At 58.9% G+C, this 16,732-nt stretch carries 11 protein-coding genes; 8 read left to right on the forward strand and 3 right to left on the reverse strand.

Features of this window, described 5'->3' with window-relative positions; translation table 11 throughout:
- The first annotated feature begins 141 nt into the window (after positions 1-141).
- A complete protein-coding gene (rlmKL, locus tag FHS27_RS02000) occupies positions 142-2,442 on the forward strand; it encodes a bifunctional 23S rRNA (guanine(2069)-N(7))-methyltransferase RlmK/23S rRNA (guanine(2445)-N(2))-methyltransferase RlmL (protein WP_184300933.1) in 2,301 nt (766 codons plus the stop codon).
- 72 nt (positions 2,443-2,514) lie between these two features.
- Here rlmKL and FHS27_RS02005 read toward each other — a convergent pair whose 3' ends face one another.
- Positions 2,515-3,198, reverse strand: coding sequence for a tellurite resistance TerB family protein (locus FHS27_RS02005; RefSeq protein WP_246418991.1), 684 nt, complete (start codon positions 3,196-3,198; stop codon positions 2,515-2,517).
- Positions 3,199-3,452: 254 nt separating this feature from the next.
- Here FHS27_RS02005 and FHS27_RS02010 point away from each other — a divergent pair, with 254 nt between their 5' ends.
- From FHS27_RS02010 to FHS27_RS02025, 4 genes are all read left to right on the forward strand, one after another.
- On the forward strand, positions 3,453-4,913 hold the full coding sequence (locus tag FHS27_RS02010; protein WP_184300939.1) for a hypothetical protein: 1,461 nt from the start codon (positions 3,453-3,455) through the stop codon (positions 4,911-4,913).
- A gap of 126 nt (positions 4,914-5,039) precedes the next feature.
- Positions 5,040-6,794: a type II secretion system protein GspK gene (locus tag FHS27_RS02015; protein ID WP_184300943.1), complete on the forward strand. Its 1,755-nt coding sequence runs from the start codon at positions 5,040-5,042 to the stop codon at positions 6,792-6,794.
- 179 nt (positions 6,795-6,973) lie between these two features.
- Complete coding sequence (locus FHS27_RS02020) at positions 6,974-8,560, forward strand: hypothetical protein (protein WP_184300946.1); 1,587 nt, start codon at positions 6,974-6,976, stop codon at positions 8,558-8,560.
- Entirely contained in the window at positions 8,560-9,813 is a 1,254-nt protein-coding gene (locus FHS27_RS02025) for a hypothetical protein (protein WP_184300949.1), read from the forward strand. The genes FHS27_RS02020 and FHS27_RS02025 overlap by 1 nt, the downstream gene beginning before the upstream one ends.
- 4 nt (positions 9,814-9,817) lie before the next feature.
- On the opposite strand, the gene FHS27_RS02030 is transcribed toward FHS27_RS02025, so the two are convergent.
- Positions 9,818-12,526: an FAD-dependent oxidoreductase gene (locus FHS27_RS02030; protein WP_246418992.1), complete on the reverse strand. Its 2,709-nt coding sequence runs from the start codon at positions 12,524-12,526 to the stop codon at positions 9,818-9,820.
- A 114-nt stretch (positions 12,527-12,640) separates the two neighbouring features.
- Between FHS27_RS02030 and FHS27_RS02035 the strand changes: the two genes are divergently transcribed.
- The 3 genes from FHS27_RS02035 (at position 12,641) to FHS27_RS02045 (ending at position 15,987) form a co-directional block, all read left to right on the forward strand.
- Positions 12,641-13,384, forward strand: a complete 744-nt coding sequence (locus tag FHS27_RS02035) for a hypothetical protein (RefSeq protein WP_184301268.1) — start codon at positions 12,641-12,643, stop codon at positions 13,382-13,384.
- Between the two features lie 91 nt (positions 13,385-13,475).
- Positions 13,476-14,522: a F0F1 ATP synthase subunit A gene (atpB, locus tag FHS27_RS02040; protein WP_184300952.1), complete on the forward strand. Its 1,047-nt coding sequence runs from the start codon at positions 13,476-13,478 to the stop codon at positions 14,520-14,522.
- Between the two features lie 169 nt (positions 14,523-14,691).
- Complete coding sequence (locus tag FHS27_RS02045) at positions 14,692-15,987, forward strand: amidohydrolase family protein (protein ID WP_315854457.1); 1,296 nt, start codon at positions 14,692-14,694, stop codon at positions 15,985-15,987.
- Here the strand turns inward: FHS27_RS02045 and FHS27_RS02050 are convergent.
- A complete protein-coding gene (locus FHS27_RS02050) occupies positions 15,933-16,724 on the reverse strand; it encodes a CPBP family intramembrane glutamic endopeptidase (RefSeq protein ID WP_246418993.1) in 792 nt (263 codons plus the stop codon). The two genes, FHS27_RS02045 and FHS27_RS02050, sit on opposite strands and share 55 nt — an antisense overlap.
- Positions 16,725-16,732 lie beyond the last annotated feature (8 nt).

A 16,732-nucleotide genomic window follows, 5' to 3' on the forward strand; every position in this document is an offset into this window, starting at 1 on the left:
CGATGAAAGACACAAAACGGTTCCAGTTCGCTGGGACCGTTTTTTTGTGCCATGATCAGAAACGCTTCCTTCGCCGGAGCAAACAAAAAGGAATCAGCAAACGATTCCGAACCTCCGCCCATCTTCAGTCGGTGACATCCTATGAATCCCACACAAACTTACGACCTCATCGCCGTGTGTGCCTTCGGCCTCGAAGCGGTCGTGAAGCGGGAACTCGCGGCACTCGGGATCGAAGCGACCATCGGTGAATCCGGGCGGGTGCATTTCCAAGGCACGTCGGAGACGATCGCAAAAACGAATCTCTGGTTGCGCTGCGCCGACCGCGTGACCATTCGCGTTGCCGAGTTTCCCGCCGCGGATTTTGACGCGTTGTTCGAAACAACGAAAGCGATCCCGTGGGGCGATTGGTTGCCCGTGGATGCGGAGTTTCCGGTGACCGGACGCAGTGTGAAGTCAACATTGACGAGCGTCCCGGCGTGCCAGCGGGCGGTCAAGCGAGCCATCGTGGATGCACTGCAGCGTGATCACAAAACCGAAACGCTGCCTGAGACGGGGACGCAGTACAAGGTTGACATCGCGTTGCTCAAAGACACCGCGACGATCACGATCGATACAACGGGGCGTGGTTTGCATCGCCGCGGGTATCGCGCTCACGTGACAGCCGCGCCGCTTAAAGAGACACTTGCCGCCGCGATGGTGATGCTGAGTTATTGGAAGCGTGACCGGCCTCTCGTCGATCCCTTCTGCGGCAGCGGAACGATACTGATCGAAGCGGCCATGATTGGGCGAAACATGGCTCCGGGGCAATCCCGTGAATTTGCATTTGAGCAATGGGCCGGAGCACCTCGCGAGGCGATGTTGCAACTGCGTAGTGACGCACTGCAAAACGTTCTTGACCCCTTGCCGCAGAGACTGCTGGGCAGTGACACCGACTTTCGAGTCCTGCGTTTTGCTCGCGAGAATTCCGAAGCCGCGGGGGTGACCGCCGATGTGCATTTCGAAACGGCCGATGTCCGCGACCTTAAGAGCAGTCGTCGATTCGGATGTTTGATCACCAACCCGCCCTACGGAATGCGGATCGGGCGTGATTGGGAGATTGAAGAACTCTATGCCGCGATCCCGCATGTGCTGCGACACTTGCCAACCTGGTCGTTTTATTTTCTGACCGCGTACGGTGGTTTCGAGCAGGTGTTGGGGCGTAAAGCTGATCGGCGTCGTAAGCTCTATAACGGGCGGATTGAGTGTACCTATTACCAGTTCCAAGGTCCAAAGCCGGTGCTCGGGGAATCCGGGAGAACGGCAGCGCCGCCGGAAGAGGTGGCCGCTCCGGCGCCGGAGTCTGAACCGGATGTTGAACCGGCGACCGTGGCTAATCCGTGGAGCAGCAAGTCCGTAACGCAAGAGAGTGAGCCGAGTAAACCGACATCGGATCCGCCACGCGCCGCGAAGCCGTATGTGCATGCCGTTGGCGATGCCGCGTTTGGTGCATTGCCCGGCAACGCTCAACATCAGGCCGATCTGTTTGCGACGCGTCTGCGGAAACGGGCGAAGCATTTTCGTCGGATGATGTCGCGACGAAACATCACGTGCTACCGGATTTACGAACGTGACGTGCCCGAGATCCCACTCGTGGTGGATCGCTATGAAAACTATTTGCACTTGAGCGAGTTCGAGCGTCCTCATGACCGAGACGCGGCCAGTCACGCGAGTTGGCTCGACCTGATGGCGGAGACGGCGGGTGAGGCACTCGATGTCCCCAAACAGAACGTTTTCCTGAAGCGTCGATCACGCCAGCGTGGAAAAACGCAGCACGAAAAGGTGGCGGAGACGGACCGGAAGATTCCCGTTCAGGAAAGCGGGCTGACGTTTCTTGTTAACCTGGCCGACTACATCGATACAGGATTGTTCCTGGATCACCGTGTGACCCGGCAAATGGTCCGTGAAGAGGCTGCGGGAAAACACTTCCTGAACCTTTTTGCATATACCGGTTCGTTCACGACGTACGCGGCGTCCGGTGGTGCCGCCTCCACCACGAGCGTGGATTTATCGCAGACGTACCTGGATTGGGCTCAAGAAAATTTACAAGCCAACGGTCTCGCGGGATCCCAGCATCAGTTCGCCGCGATGGATATTGGGGAGTTCATTCGTCGTCATAAACCGGGCGAAGTCTACGACCTCGTCGTTTGCGATCCGCCGACGTTTTCGAACAGCAAGCGAACGGACCAGGATTGGAACGTTCAGACCGATGCGGTCCCGCTTTTAAACAACGTGTTGAAGCTGGTTCGACCAGGCGGCGTTATTTATTTCTCAACGAACTTCCGTCGGTTCAAGTTTGACTCAGAAGCGTTAACCGCGTCGACGGTTCACGAGATTTCCAAACAAACGGTGCCCGACGAATATCGAAATCGCCGTATCCACCGTTGTTGGAAAATCGTGAAGTAGTCGATCCGTCGGGCGAGTCTCGCTACGTTAAAACGAGGGTGCTCTAGGGTGCCGTTTCGTTGTGGCGAGGCACTAGAACGTTCCTTGGTAACCGTAGCGATGGTGGATCGCTTGGCATTCGGGACCGGTGATGTGCAGGCACTCGGCGAGCTGTTGTAGGTAGGCCACTTCGGCTCGCGTGTCGACATCGATCGCCATCAGCGAGACGCTGTACACCTCATATTCCATGCCTTGGGGGACCGCGTGGGCGAATGCGTGTAGGTCGTGAGGTCGTCGGAATTCACGCCTCAGGAATTCGGCTTCGCTGGCGTCGAGCGGTTGGAGTTGGGAGATGATCTCCTCCTGTTCGCGGGGATCAATGCGACCGTCGGCCTGTGCGGCCATGATCATCGCGGTGATCAGGAGTTGTGCGCGGGCGTCGTAGGCGAGACCGGAGTGGTGATCGTGATGATGTCGGTCGTGCTGAGGCGGTGGAGCGGGAATTCCGCGGCCCCGGTCGTTAATCCAGTTCGTCGCCTGAGACGGGAAATGACCACCCTGGCGATGGCGTCTTGCGACGCTGTCGCGAACCATGTGCTCAAACGGCGAGTGATGCGACGGCGGAAAACGACCGGGCGGGCCGGGCCGCGACGTCGGTTGGGCCGAGCGGGTGATTGCCGCGACACCGTTGAGCACCTCGCCGAGAATTTGACCGTTGCGGGGCGTTCGACCCGCCCGATTACCGAGCATGGCACCGAGAACTCTGACTGCGTCCATCGAGATTTCCTGTGGGGAAAATGAATTACTGCGAAATGATGTGTACATCAGGATACCATTTTGGCCGGGGGAGTGCGCGTTCCGGATATGCCGCGGGGAGGTCCGTCGATTGTGGTGAAGTGCCGGCAAAACCGTTTCAATTCCTTATCTCGGCGGGTATTCTGAGCGGATGCATGCTGAAACCACTCACCGTAATCAACGCAAATCGCTCGATCGCCCACCGGCGTTCCCGGGATGGGGAGCGTAACGCCGGTATGCCGCAATTTTTCAAATTTGTGATCACGACCTTGCTCTGGCTATCGATCGCCGGGACCGGGAAGGTCACCGTCGCGGAGACGGTGACTCGCGAGGGCGTGCATTTGCGTTTGACCAGTGACATTCCCGATGCCCGTTTGCTCGACGACCTGGTCTCATCGTTCGATGCCGCGGTCCCTCAGTGGTTGGCATTTTGGGGATTCCCGCCCGAGCGTGGCTCGGGGTGGCGGATCGACGGATATCTGATGGCGGACTCCGACGCGTTTCGGCGCAGCGGTGATTTGCCGGCGAGCGTTCCCAACTTTAAGAACGGGTTTGCGACTCCCACCGCGATTTGGGTCAACCGGCAATCGAGTGATTACTACAACCGGCATTTGATCCTGCACGAAGGCGTGCACGCTCTCGCGTTTGAGTTGTTTGGTGGAGGCGGGCCGAGTTGGTACATGGAAGGGACGGCTGAATTGCTAGCCACTCACCGTGACCGTCCGGCATCGTTTTACTTACCAAATTCAGACCCTGGTGAAGGAAACGGTGCCGCCAACGGCATGCTCGCCCAGGCGGACACTCAGTTCGAAATCAATGAATTGCCACGCAGTCGAGACGAATCCTCGATGTGGGGGCGTTATCGGGTGATCGAGCAACGCCGCAACGCCGACACGCTGCCGACTCTCGCGAGTGTGATGCGATTGCCGAACAATCTCGAAGGCGACGTGGACTCGTACACTTGGTGTTGGGCGGCTTCGCTGATGTTCACCTCGTATCCGGACACGCAAGACGCCTTCATCGCGGCAGCCAAAAATGGCCGCGATCAGTCGCCTTCCTTCACGACGCGTTTTTTTCGCGAGATTGGTGACCAATGGCCTGCCCTCCGCGCCAGATGGCAGTTGTGGATTCACGATTTGGAATACGGTTTTGACCGGGATCGGTATCGAGTCGAGCTTTCGACCGATGACCCCCGTTACGATGATGTTCCCAAAATATTGGCGATCGATTCGCGGAAAGGGTGGCAGTCCGCGGGAGTTTGGTTTCCCGCAGGAACGATTCGTCTTCGACCGAGTGGCCAATGTGTGATCGTCGCCAAGGAGAGTCTGGGCAACGATGCCGGGCGAGATGAGGAGGCCACCTTATTGCAGCGAGATTGGGTCAGTACTCCGGCGGGTATCACAGTGCATTTCCATCGTGGGGCCCCGATCGGCCAGTTGCAGGTTTGTGTCCTGCCGGTTCCGTCGGCGGATCTCAAGGAAGTCAACGCGTTGGACATCCGCCCGTTGGATTCCCGAAACGCCACCGCGGTCCATTCGGCCTCTGCCGGGGTTACATCGTCTGCGGAAGCGGTCCACACGGTGCAAATCGATCGTCCGAGTTGGCTGTTGTTTCGTGTCCACGACGTCCCAGGTGATGACGGTCGGTATCAGCGGGCGGACAACCGTGGCGGGTACCAGGTTCAAGTTTCCCGATAGCGGGCCGGTTTGTATTTGGTTCGTGTGTTGCCCCGTTGAGTCCAGTTTGCCCCCTCCGCCGTATACTTTGTTTCTCCAGCGTATCGTGCGAGATGCCCCGCTCCTTCTCGATGACAGATAGCCCCGATGAATCATAGCCGCCTCCGTCGCCGACACGGTTTTTTCTTGATACTCGTTTTGGTCGTTGTCGCGGTGGCGACGATGGCGGTTTATTCGTTCACGGAACTGATGTTGGCCGCGGATGAGACTGCGTACCTGCAAGGTGATCTGGTGCAGGCGAGGTTGAACGTGGACACCGGGGTCGAGGCGATGCGATTGATCTTGGCGAGTCCGCCGGCGGATCGCGACGCGATGGGAGGCGTTTACAACAACGCGGCCCGTTTCCGCGGAGTCGCGATTACCAACAGCGTCGATGGGTCGGTACAGCGGTTCACGGTGATTGCACCTGGGATCGGTGACACCGGGGCGTACGGCGGGATCCGGTTTGGTTTGCAGAACGAATCGGCGCGAATCAACGTCAACGCGTTATTGGTTTTGGAAGAAAATTCCGAGGCGATCGGGATGCTGACATCGTTATCAGGCGGCGATGTGGATGCCGGTGGTATCCTCGGTGATGCGATCGGCGTTGGCTCCGGTGCAGCGTCTGGTGACGATGAGATGTTGGATGCGGACAACATTGCGGTGCAACTGTTGATGACATTGCCGGGGATGGATGAGTCGACCGCCGACGCGATTTTGGATTGGATCGACACGGATTCCGACCCGCGCCCGTTGGGATGCGAAGACGAATACTATTCGTCATTAACGACGCCTTACGCGTGCCCGAACGAGCCCCTCAAGAGTGTGGAAGAATTGCTGTTGGTCCGTGGTGTGACACCGCAACTGTTGTTCGGGGCCGATACCAATCGCAACGGGGTTTTGGATCTCGACGAACAACAGCGGACCGCCGCGAGCATCGATACCGCGGGCGTGCTCGGTTGGGCATCCTACCTGACCGTTCACGGTGGTGAGAACAACAAGACCGCTGCGGGTGATGAACGTGTCAATGTCAACGACGAAGACCTCGAGGTTCTCTATGACGAGCTGCTGACGGCGCTCGGCGACGAAACCTATGCATCCTTTATTGTCGCTTACCGGATGGCGGGCAAATCGTCGATCGAAGATTCGGCGGCATTGATGGCTGTTGCGGCAGTCGGTGGTGGCGACGGCGGTGACGAAGTCACGTCACCTACCGGAGGAGGTTCCGAGGACGATTCAGAGAAAGAGTTGTGGACCGGGGAAGCGATCGCGGACCTCGATCTCACCGCCGGCGCGGGAGTGGAGATCAATCAGATTTTGGACCTCATTGATGCGGAGGTCACGATCGGTGAGGGGGACAACGCAGTGGTGTACATGTCCCCTTTTATTGGCGACCCGGCTTTGATGGCCGAGTACCTGCCTTTGTTGGTGGATCAATTGACGACGCAGGACGTCGATGTGTTGCCCGGACGCATCAATCTGAACGAGGCACCGGCAGAAATTTTGGCTGGGATTTCGCTGGTCGATGTCGACACGATGGCGGCGATTCTCGAGGCCCGAAATGCGGGAGGTGCCGGTGGTGGGTCTCTCGAGAGCGGATCTTCGACCGACCGCACCCACGAAACCTGGCCCCTGACCGAAGGGATCATCACGCTGGATCAGATGCGAGCATTGATGCCACTGGTAACCGCTGGCGGGGACGTATTTCGGGCCCAGGTGGTCGGGTTTGACGAAACGACGGGCTTGGCCGCTCGCGGTGAAGCGATCATTGACGCCACGACGGTCAACCCGCGGGTGGTCGCGTATCGAGACCTGACTCATCTGGGACGAGGGTTTGAACTGTCGGTTTTGGGCGGATACTAGTCCACCGATGTTCGCTTCTCGGTCGATTTCTCGATGTTCCTGCGAGTCACTGAGACTAGACTGGGGTTTACCCAGTATCTCACGCGAAAAGACGCGAAAAATGCCGTTTTTGGCAACGAATGAAACCAGGGACTGAACACCCTGCCGACGAAACTTTTAGCACTCAGCCGTACACTTTTATGCTTCGAATTGCACTCGATTGGGATGACGAACAGATCCGGATGGTGGCCGCCGACCTCACGGGGCGGCAATTCAAGCTGCGCGCCGCCGCGGTGGTGCCCATTGGCGACCGGGATCTTCCGACGGCACTCCGCGATCTGATCCGGGATCACTCGCTCGAAAAAGGCGAGTGCTTGGTCGCCATTGGACGCGATCGGGCGGAACTACGCCAAATGGATTTTCCTCCGGTACCGATGGAGGAATTACCCGAAATCGTTCGCTTCCAAGCGATCCGGCAATTCGCGTCGGCCGGCGACAGTGCCGCGATCGATTACATGACCACGCATGTCGACGCCGACGGGATCAAGGCGATCGTCGCGGCGACGGGCCCGGCTCAATTGAATCCGATTCAAAAGACCATCGAGGCGGCCGGTTGGACGTTGCACCGGGTCGCGCTGCGGCCAATCGCTGCGGCAGCACTGTACCGGATGAAGGTCGCCGACACGCCGCCACCGGTTGATGACGAAACACAACCGACAATCGCATTGATCGATTTGGTCGCCGACGAAGCTGAAATCGTGTTACTACGCGGAGGCGAAATTGTCTTCGTGCGTTCGGTCCGATTGCCACCTCATGCTCCTGTTTCCGCTCCAACCTCGCATGCTCGGACGAATTCACTCGCTGGTGAAATTCGTCGTAGCTTGATCGCCTGCGGGGCGGTCGCGTCTCAGTGCAATGTGGTCATGTGGGGTACCGAAGAACGGCACGGCGAAGAGATGACGTTGTTGGCCGAACGCATCGGTCAGCATCAAGACACGCCTTGTCAAACACGTCTGATCGACCCGCTCGAATTGGTCGGTGCCGATCCGAGTATTCGAGCGTCGACTGGTTCTTTGGTCGGTCGTTTGGCGCCGTTGGTCGGCTTGCTCGTCGCCGATGCGAGCAGCCCTGATGAGTTGATCGATTTTCTCAATCCGCGGAAAACGATCGAAGCCAAAACGGACACTCGCAAGGTCGCCGCGATGGTTGGCATCCCGGCGGCGTTGGTCTTGGCCGTCGTTTGGATGTTGTGGGGAAACCTTTCCCGACTCGATGAGCAAATCGATAAACAGACTGCCGCCAATTCAGAGCTGCGATCGAAGACGAAAACGTCTGACAAGATGATCGAACGGACCGAGTTGATTGATCAATTTCTCGATAGCGATGTGAACTGGATCGATGAGTTCGAACGTTTGGCAAAAACAATGCCCGCAGCCGACGAATTGATCGTCAAGGAGGTCACCGCGGTAGCGAACCCGAGAGACGGTGGAGGGCGTATCGTCATTTCCGGTTTGGTGACATCGCCCGAAGTAATTGATGCTTTCGAAACCGCGATGCGTGATGAGTTCCACCAAGTCACCGGTGACAAGGTCACGCAGTTGGCAACCGATGACTCGTACCGATGGCAGATGATCGAAACGATCGCCGTTGCTCAGTCCGCGGTTCGTGAAAAACGATACGAACGCATGCGAGCCCTGCAACAAGAGACGACTGCGGACGAAGCATCCCAGAGCGAGAACACGAGCGATGACGAGACGACCGAACCCACCGCAACGGAGGCCACCTAATGACTCAGCGTGAACGCATTTTGTCGATCGCGATCGGCGGTCTATTCGTGGCCCTCGCGTTTCAGTGGGCATTCAACCAATATCGTTCGGCGGTTCGGTTTCGTCAAAACCGTTTGAATTCGCTCGCCAACGAAACCGAAGAGCTGCAGGCACAATGGCTCGCCGGTGCCGAGGCCGAACGGCAACTCGGTGAGTACAAAGTCCGCTCGTTGTCGAGCGATTCGGAAGTCGCCAAGAGTGCGTACCAGTCATGGTTGCTCGAAACGGTTGGACGCATCGGGGTTGTCGACGCCGTCGTTGACCCGGTGGGCGAAGTCCCCGTTGGTGACCTGTACACTCGGTTTGGGTTTCGCGTATCTGGAAAGACGAATCTTCAAGGGCTCGTTGATTTGGTTTATGCGATTCAAGCCCGTGATCAATTGCACCGCATCCGTGAGCTTCAGTTCGCGCCGTCGCGGCAGGGCGTTCGGCGTACCGACGCCAAGAGCGAAAACGGCGAAACGTTGAGTGTGGTGTTAACGCTCGATGCGGTTTCGATGGCGATCGCCGAGGCATCACCGCCTCCGCCATCGAGTGATCCGTCATGGCGAATCACTCGCACACTCGCTCAAACGCGGGACATCATTCTGAACCGCAACCTTTTCCAACCGCCGAATCAACCGCCACTGTATCGAGGCGACGAGCAAATCGTCGCTTACCGAGGGCAGAAGAACCCCGTCGATTTTTCGTTCACCGATCCCGAGAATGACTCGGTCAGTGTTCGCGTGGAAGGTTACTTTCCTGAATGGGTCGAGTGGGATAGCGAGTCGGAGCGATTGATCGTGAGTCCGCCGGTCGATGGCGAGAGTGCGAAGGATGAGGACGGAAAACTGATCGAGCAATTTGAGGTGCAGGTCATCGCCAGCGACAACGGTTATCCACGTCGTCAAACGGCATTTCCGTTGGTTGTCAAAATGCAATCGCCGCCGCCTCCACCGGCTCCCGAAACGCCACCGCCTGGATTTGACGACGCGACACAGACGTTCCTGACCGCGCTCGTGCAGGGCCGTGATGACTGGACCGCGTGGATGAACGTCCGAACGCGAGGGAAGACGTTGAAGCTCAAAATCGGCGATGAGTTCGAAATCGGTTCGATCCGCGGCAAAGTCACTGGCGTTTCCGCACGACGAGTGACGCTCGAAATCGATGGCCAGACGTATGAATTGCGTCCCGCCGGAAAACTCAGCGACGTGCTCGTCGACGACGAGTCCTAGCGCGTCACGACGACGAGACGCTCGTTCGATCCACCGCCTCGGTTGCTTCGGCAGCAGGGCGGTCGATCGTGACGTGACGCAAGATCGCACCGGCCATCGCGGCTCCGCTGAGGAACGCGCCTTCGACCCGTGGGCCACCGCACCAATCGCCGCACGCACCCAACATCGTTGTCCGGTCCCAAAGGCAACGATCGGGTAACGCTTGTTTGGTGTTGGCGTATCGCCAACGGTGAACGGCAACGTGATGGACACTGCCCAGCGTTCGACCGAGGATGGTTTGCAACGCGTCGATGAGTTGTTCGCGGACATCTTCAGTGTCGCTCTCGAGGTGCTCGGCCGACCAGTTCTCTGACGCGTGCAACACCCAACTCGACGAGGACTCGGGAGCCGGTTTCGCTCGTCCCGGTTTGGCATCGTTGCGAGCGATCCATCGCAGCGGACCGTCGTTCACGAACGCACCTTCGAACGGCAAGTCCGATAGTCCCTCGCAGTGCAACATCACTGTCCAGCAAGGAACCATGGGCACCGACGCGGCGATTTCGGCGAGATCAGTATGTCCATCAAGTAACGCGGCGGACTGCAACGGTGGGCAGTTCATCACTACCGCATCGAAACGCCCGAGTGACTCGTCGCTCTCATCGATCAGTTCCCAGGCATTGGAGTCGCGGACGATTTTGCCAACGCGGCAACCGAGCGAGACGTTGAGATCCGTGGCTAAATGTTTGGCGATGGAGTTCATCGCGGGCGAACCGACATAGCGCGATTGCGAGCGTTTTTCGGCGACGACTTCGCCGCCGGGTATCAGCTCGACAATACGGCCCATCCACGGAGCGGCCTTTCCGCCAGCGATCCAGCTCCGAACGTACCGGGCGAACCGGTCGTCGCGAACGGTGAAGTATTGGGCGCCATGATCGAACGAGGGAATGCCGTCGCCTCGCCGCGTCGCCATTCGTCCGCCGACCCCGCGAGACTTATCGAAAACGCGAACGTCGAGCCCGTGGTCGGTCATCGTTCGGGCAGCGGTCAAACCTCCTATGCCGGCGCCAATTACGGCAACGCGGGGCAGTTTCGCCGCGATCGCACGATCACAGCGGGCGGCATAACGGTCGAGGTCGATCCGGTCTGTGTGTTCGCTGATTGATCGCGGACGTACCAGTCCGAACACCGGAGCTGCCGGTTTGAAAGGTCTGTCGAATTGACCAAAGCACCACAGGATCCCACCGTAGCTCGCCGGGCTGCGACCATCGAGAGCGTATCGGTGGTTCAGGTCGACGAGACAACACATCGCTTGTTCGGGGCATTTCGTCATCGGCAGGAACGCTTTACCCCACGTCATCCGGACGTTGTTGTGTAACTCGCCGTGCCGCACCAGGCTTCGCTGAGCCGCGTCCCATAACGGGATATCCGTTTTGCCTCGAGCGAGTGTTTCCCAGTCGCGGGGGTGTTCCCGTTCATCTTTGCTGTGATCGCAAAGAGTTTCTTGGGCCCACCCGGGGCACGCCTCCAACGTGTCGAGTTTCTCGGCGTGCAACTCGCAGAAGTGAAACGACATCTCTCGCCAAATCAGGAATTCGTCGAGGAATTTTTGAGCCGCTGGGTTTTGGGATGCCAGGTTTTGAGATGTCGGGTCTTGAGTCGCCGAATCATTTGTTGCTGGAGTTCCCACTTCCGCCGAATCCGCTGCCGCGAGTGCTTCGCGGGCGATGCGGAACGGACTGACCATACCGTAATGAAGGTAGGCACTCATGCGGCTGCCGGCGAGCGGATCGGCGGAGTCGTTGCGTCGCTGGTCGTAGACGTGCAGTCCTTCCTCGCGGAATGCGTCCCAGCGTGCGTACCCTGCTCGCGATCCACCGGGAGAATCAGGCACCGGTGCGATCGAATGGTCGATCTTGCATTGACCGATCAACTCCACCAGGCACGCGTCCTGAAGATCGAGCGGTTCTAAACCGAGAGGACCGACGTAAGCCTCCGGCAATGCGGTCTCGTTGTTCGGGTGATCGGACGACGTTGAAAAGTCGTAGGCCGTTTCGGTTCGCTGTTCGTAGGCGGCGGAGGTCAGATCGCGGTATCGGAATGCTCGACATACCCACGGTTCGAGTTTGGAATAATCAATCACCGTGGCATCGCCAGCAGTCGTGACTCCGCAATCGGAGTCGTTCGGATCGGGGGCGCGACTGGGAGCGTTCGGCTCGTCGATGCCCGGTCGTTTCGAAGCCAGTGCGGCGATGACCGAAAGCGGCAGGACACAGGTCGTGTCGACGCTGACCATCGGTGTCGAAGTGATGCAGCGTAAACGTTCGGTCCACTGCACCAACGGGGCCACCGGCATGGTCTCGGTGACGACGACGGCGGCGCGTCGGGCGAGGTCTCGCAGGTGGGCCCCGCGATGTCCTGCACGCTCGAGATGAAAGACGTACGTGTATCCCGCCGCGGCCATTTCTCGTTGAACGTCGCGGGCGCCCTGCAAGATGAACGCGTGATGGCGATCGCAGGCGTAGGGGTACTTTTCGGACAATCCGTGATAGATCAACAGCGGCAGACCGTTTTGGCGAGCCAGGGTCGCGGCGACGTCGAGGGCCGGGTTCTCGTGTGCTCGTAGGGCGTTGTGCATCCAGTACAGCACAAAGTCCCCCGGAGGGTGACTCGTCTGGTCAGGGGCGAGACACCAATGGCAACGTTCGGAGAGCGGGGTGGGGAGTTGGTGATCCAATCGAATTCCGTCGTTCCAACGGGTCCTTCGTGGTTTGGAAAAAGTCAGCGGCGTTTTCGTCTCGCCACTTGCAGGTTAGGGTTTTGGCAACGGTCGGGAACCTCCCGCGACCGAATGACCGCCCGGTTGGCAGGTCAAGTTTTCTCGCCGATGGAGACGCTCGCGTTCATGGACACCCCGCTCATCCGACCGTACCGCAACGTTTTGATCGCCGTTGCAGGGGTGTGGTTGATTGTCGCAGTTGCCTCGGTCGGGTTCGAGTGGTCTGCCCGGCCGGCACAGCGCGACGCCGCGAACACGGTGCTTTCCACACCCGATATCGTATTGATTGCTGTCGTCAGCGGTATGGTAGCGATCGGTTCCATCATGCCGGGGTGGTCGATCACGATTCCTCCCGAGGAGGATGCCGAATCTCACGTCGATGGTATTGGTCCCGGTGGCGTCGTTGGGGCGGGCTCTAGGGAGGTTTCGGGTGCTTTGGCGTCAGGCGAGACGGGACCACAGGAGCCGGTGGAGCGAATTCCGGCCGTGAACGAGCCACCGGACGCGGTCGCGGAGGGCAGTTCCGAAGGCCCTGCGGGTGGTGCTTCCGAGGGGAGTGCGGGTGATTCCGAGGAGGAGGCCGTGCCGGTGCCGTTGTCGCCCCGGGCGATGGCGATCGAGCGTCTCGGGCACGCTTTTCTGATCGGAATGATGATTCGCATCGCTGGCACCGTTGCTTTGTTTTTATTCAGCAGTTATTACATGGACGCGTCATCGACGAGGATCGGAATTTGGGTGTTAGCATGGCACTTGGTTCTCTTGATGACTGAAGTGATTACGCTATCTCGCGAGATCCAATTGCCGACGCAGAGTTAGCCCAAAAAGCCCGATTTTGATGCCGCTGGCGAATCTGCCGGCGAGCTCCCCACCCGCATTTCTCGGTTCACCTCCGCCTTTCCAACATTCCATGTTCTATTTTCTTGCCGCCGGACACGACCCGACCGACCACGCGATCCCGCACGCATTGCACCATTCGCCTTTGCTGAAGATCCCCGCTGGCGGTGCCGAAACGAACATCCCGGCGCTCGGGATCCGAGACGGCTACTACGAGTTTTTCATCACGAATCACTTGATGATGTCCGCGTTCGTCGGTTTGTGCCTGATCGTCGCCGGTGTGCTTTGCTCGCGGAAGATCAGCATCTACCACGGCGAAGGTCTCGGCCGCTATCAAACCCGTGGACGCATTTCGCAGTTGTTTGAAACGATCTGCGCGTTCATTCGTGACGAAGTCGCCTATCCGAACCTGCGTGGGCTCACCGACAAGTACATTTACTACATTTGGACGGTGTTCTTCTTCATCCTGTTTGCCAACATTCTGGGTGTGATTCCGTTCGGTTACATGTTGCAACTCATCACCGGTGACACGCACTTTTCCCACTGGGGCGGAAGTGCGACCGGAAACCTTTCATTGACCGGTGTTTTGGCGATCACCTCTCTGTTCGCGATCGTGTTCATCGGCATCCGTGAAACGAGCGTCAAAGACTTTTTGAACCACTTCAACCCGATCGGTTGGGACGGCGGGATTGCGATGTTGCCAATCGCTCTGTTGCTCTACGTCCTCGAGGTTCTCAGCCTCCTGATCAAGTGCTTCGTGTTGGCGATGAGGCTCTTCGGCACGATGATGGCCGGGCACTTGGTGCTCGCGGCGTTCGTCGGTCTGATTTTCGCCGCTCGTGCTGCGGGCGATGGAACTGCCTACGCGGTCAGCCTGCCTGTCGTGTTGGTCGGTACCGGTTTGACGTTGCTCGAACTGTTCGTCTGCTGTCTGCAAGCGTTCATCTTCACGTTCTTGACCGTGCTGTTTATCTCATCGATGGCCGTTCACGAGCATGACGAGCATCTCGATGATGACCCGCACGCGATGGAAGACGCCTACCAAATGGATCCCGACAAAGCTTTCGATCCAGGCCGTATCAGCCCTTCGGTCGGCGCCAGTCATCCTGCGACCAGCTAGAGCGGGTCTCTAGGAATTTATAGCCACCGGTGCCCGGCGGTGCCCACGTTTTGACGAACGTAGCAACCTTCGCCAAAGGTCGTTAACCAACGGCGGCATCGCGACGGATCTCTCGAAAGGTCCGCCTGACGCGATGAAGAAGAGTCAATCATTGAGCGTTGACTGACGCGTGGCGATCTCAAGATTGTCGAATCCACCGACGGAGCCTCCTACGGAGTGTGAACTCATTGACGGTGAAGTGACCCTGCGAGCCCGGTGGGTTGTCCCGATCAGCGGGCCGCCAATTGAGAACGGATTCGTTGTCGTGTCGGGCGGCCGAGTCGTTCGGGTCGGTCAGGTGCCGCAGAGCCAACCCGTTGTCGATGGGAGCGTGAAAGACCTCGGTGATGTCGCCGTATTGCCCGGCCTCGTCAACGCGCACACGCACCTCGAGTTCAGTGACCTGGACGCACCGATCGGTAATCCGGGCATGGAGTTAGCAGAATGGATCGTGCAGGTCGTGCGTGCCCGCCGCGAGGCGTTGTCGCGTGCTCCTGATGTGTTGACGCCTCGTACGACGGTGGCTCAGGGCGTCAGCGAGGCGTTGGCCAGTGGAACGGCCCTGATCGGCGAGATCGCGTCCACGCCTTGGCCTGGGGGCGATTCGCGGTGGGATGATCAGCAGGCGATAACGGTGGTCGCGTTCGCGGAGGTGCTCGGTCTGACGCCTGAACGTGCCGCGGAGAAGTTCGCCCTCGCTCGCGAGCATGTCGATTCGATCAGACCGTTTTCCGGCGTGAGTCCACACGCACCCTATTCGACGCCTCTCGAATTGATCAGCCGTTGTATTGAATTGGCTGTCCAGGTCGATTGCCCGCTCGCGATGCATGTGGCGGAGTCTCCGGCCGAGCGAGAGCTGTTGACCCAGGGCACCGGTCCGTTCGCCGAGAATCTCACGAGTCTTGGGTTCGATGTTGCGAAAATGTTCCCTTGGCGGCAGGCTGAGCCGATTCAAACGTTGATTGAATTGCTCGCCCGAGCACCCGCCTCGCTGCTCGTTCATGGCAACGGCTTGCAGCCTCATGAGATCGCGTGCCTTGCCGAGCATCCATCGATTAGTGTGGTTTACTGCCCGCGAACGCACGCCTTTTTCGGTCACGCCCGGCATCCGGTCGCGGATCTCATTGCGGCGGGTGTGAACGTGGCATTGGGCACCGATTCGCGAGCCAGCAATCCTGATCTGCAGTTATGGCGTGAGGTCCGACACTTGCTGAATCATCGGCAAGACCTTTTGCCCGCGACGGTATTGGAAATGGCGACGCTCGCGGGAGCCCGGGCGATGCGGCAAGACGATCGGTACGGGACGATCGCGCCCGGGCGAGCGGCAGCGTTTGCCTGTGTGCCGACGACGGCCGCCGACGTCGAAACGCTCTATGCCGACTTTGCGTCCTTGGATGCTTCTTCCGCGGCCGCGCTCCAAAGCTGAATCGCATCGTAGAGAGCATGAGCGATGATCGGAATCATCAGGTTCCCGGTCAGGATTAAGAGTGCCCCAAAATACAAACCCATCAACCCGGTCACGCCGATGTACAGCTTGCTGATCGGATGAACAAATCCGAATCCGATCGACGAGAGGATCCACGCGACAGTCATTTCCCAACCGATCGAGTTGGACCACCACTGCGTTAGTCCCGACCAGGTGACCGCCGCTGATTCTCCGGCAGCGGATGAGTTGCGGCTGAGTTCGTTGGCGATTTCAGACGTCCATCCTCCGAACGCCCACCAGGGCCGAACGATCGATGGATCTCCGCTGAGCAGGCTGACCGGGTCGCCGTGAAGCAATTGTGCAATCGCCGGCATCAGCCAGCCGCGAAACAGTAACTCTTCCCCGACGCCCGCGCATAGGCTGATCACCAGCAGTTCGGCCGGCCCGAGTTTCAGCATCAACTCGATCATCGGGTGTTCGCTCAATTGATCGAGCTGTTCCACGGCCGGGTGTTTGATCCGGCGGATCACTGCCATCAATAGCAGCAGCGGAAACGTGGCCAGGATACCGAGGCCGACACCGCCGAGAAGGGCGGGCAGTTGGTTGAACGCGGGGACGAGTTCCCGGGCGTCTGGACCTAGGAAATACCCCAGCGTGAGAGCCAGCACGCCCAAACCGCCTTCCACTCCGACGGCGGTATGGAAAAGTGTTTCGGGTGTCTGCGGCTCGTCGTCCATGTCCGAAT

This window comes from Aporhodopirellula rubra (assembly GCF_014192335.1).
Taxonomy (GTDB): domain Bacteria; phylum Planctomycetota; class Planctomycetia; order Pirellulales; family Pirellulaceae; genus Rhodopirellula; species Rhodopirellula rubra.

Bases quoted from the DNA above. Each gene is read 5' to 3' on its own strand.
- FHS27_RS02015 (WP_184300943.1), top strand. From the start codon at position 5,040: ATGAATCATAGCCGCCTCCGTCGCCGACACGGTTTTTTCTTGATACTC.
- rlmKL (WP_184300933.1), top strand. From the start codon at position 142: ATGAATCCCACACAAACTTACGACCTCATCGCCGTGTGTGCCTTCGGC.
- FHS27_RS02005 (WP_246418991.1), bottom strand. From the start codon at position 3,198: ATGGACGCAGTCAGAGTTCTCGGTGCCATGCTCGGTAATCGGGCGGGT.
- FHS27_RS02010 (WP_184300939.1), top strand. From the start codon at position 3,453: ATGCCGCAATTTTTCAAATTTGTGATCACGACCTTGCTCTGGCTATCG.
- FHS27_RS02035 (WP_184301268.1), top strand. From the start codon at position 12,641: ATGACCGCCCGGTTGGCAGGTCAAGTTTTCTCGCCGATGGAGACGCTC.
- FHS27_RS02020 (WP_184300946.1), top strand. From the start codon at position 6,974: ATGCTTCGAATTGCACTCGATTGGGATGACGAACAGATCCGGATGGTG.
- FHS27_RS02025 (WP_184300949.1), top strand. From the start codon at position 8,560: ATGACTCAGCGTGAACGCATTTTGTCGATCGCGATCGGCGGTCTATTC.
- FHS27_RS02050 (WP_246418993.1), bottom strand. From the start codon at position 16,724: ATGGACGACGAGCCGCAGACACCCGAAACACTTTTCCATACCGCCGTC.
- atpB (WP_184300952.1), top strand. From the start codon at position 13,476: ATGTTCTATTTTCTTGCCGCCGGACACGACCCGACCGACCACGCGATC.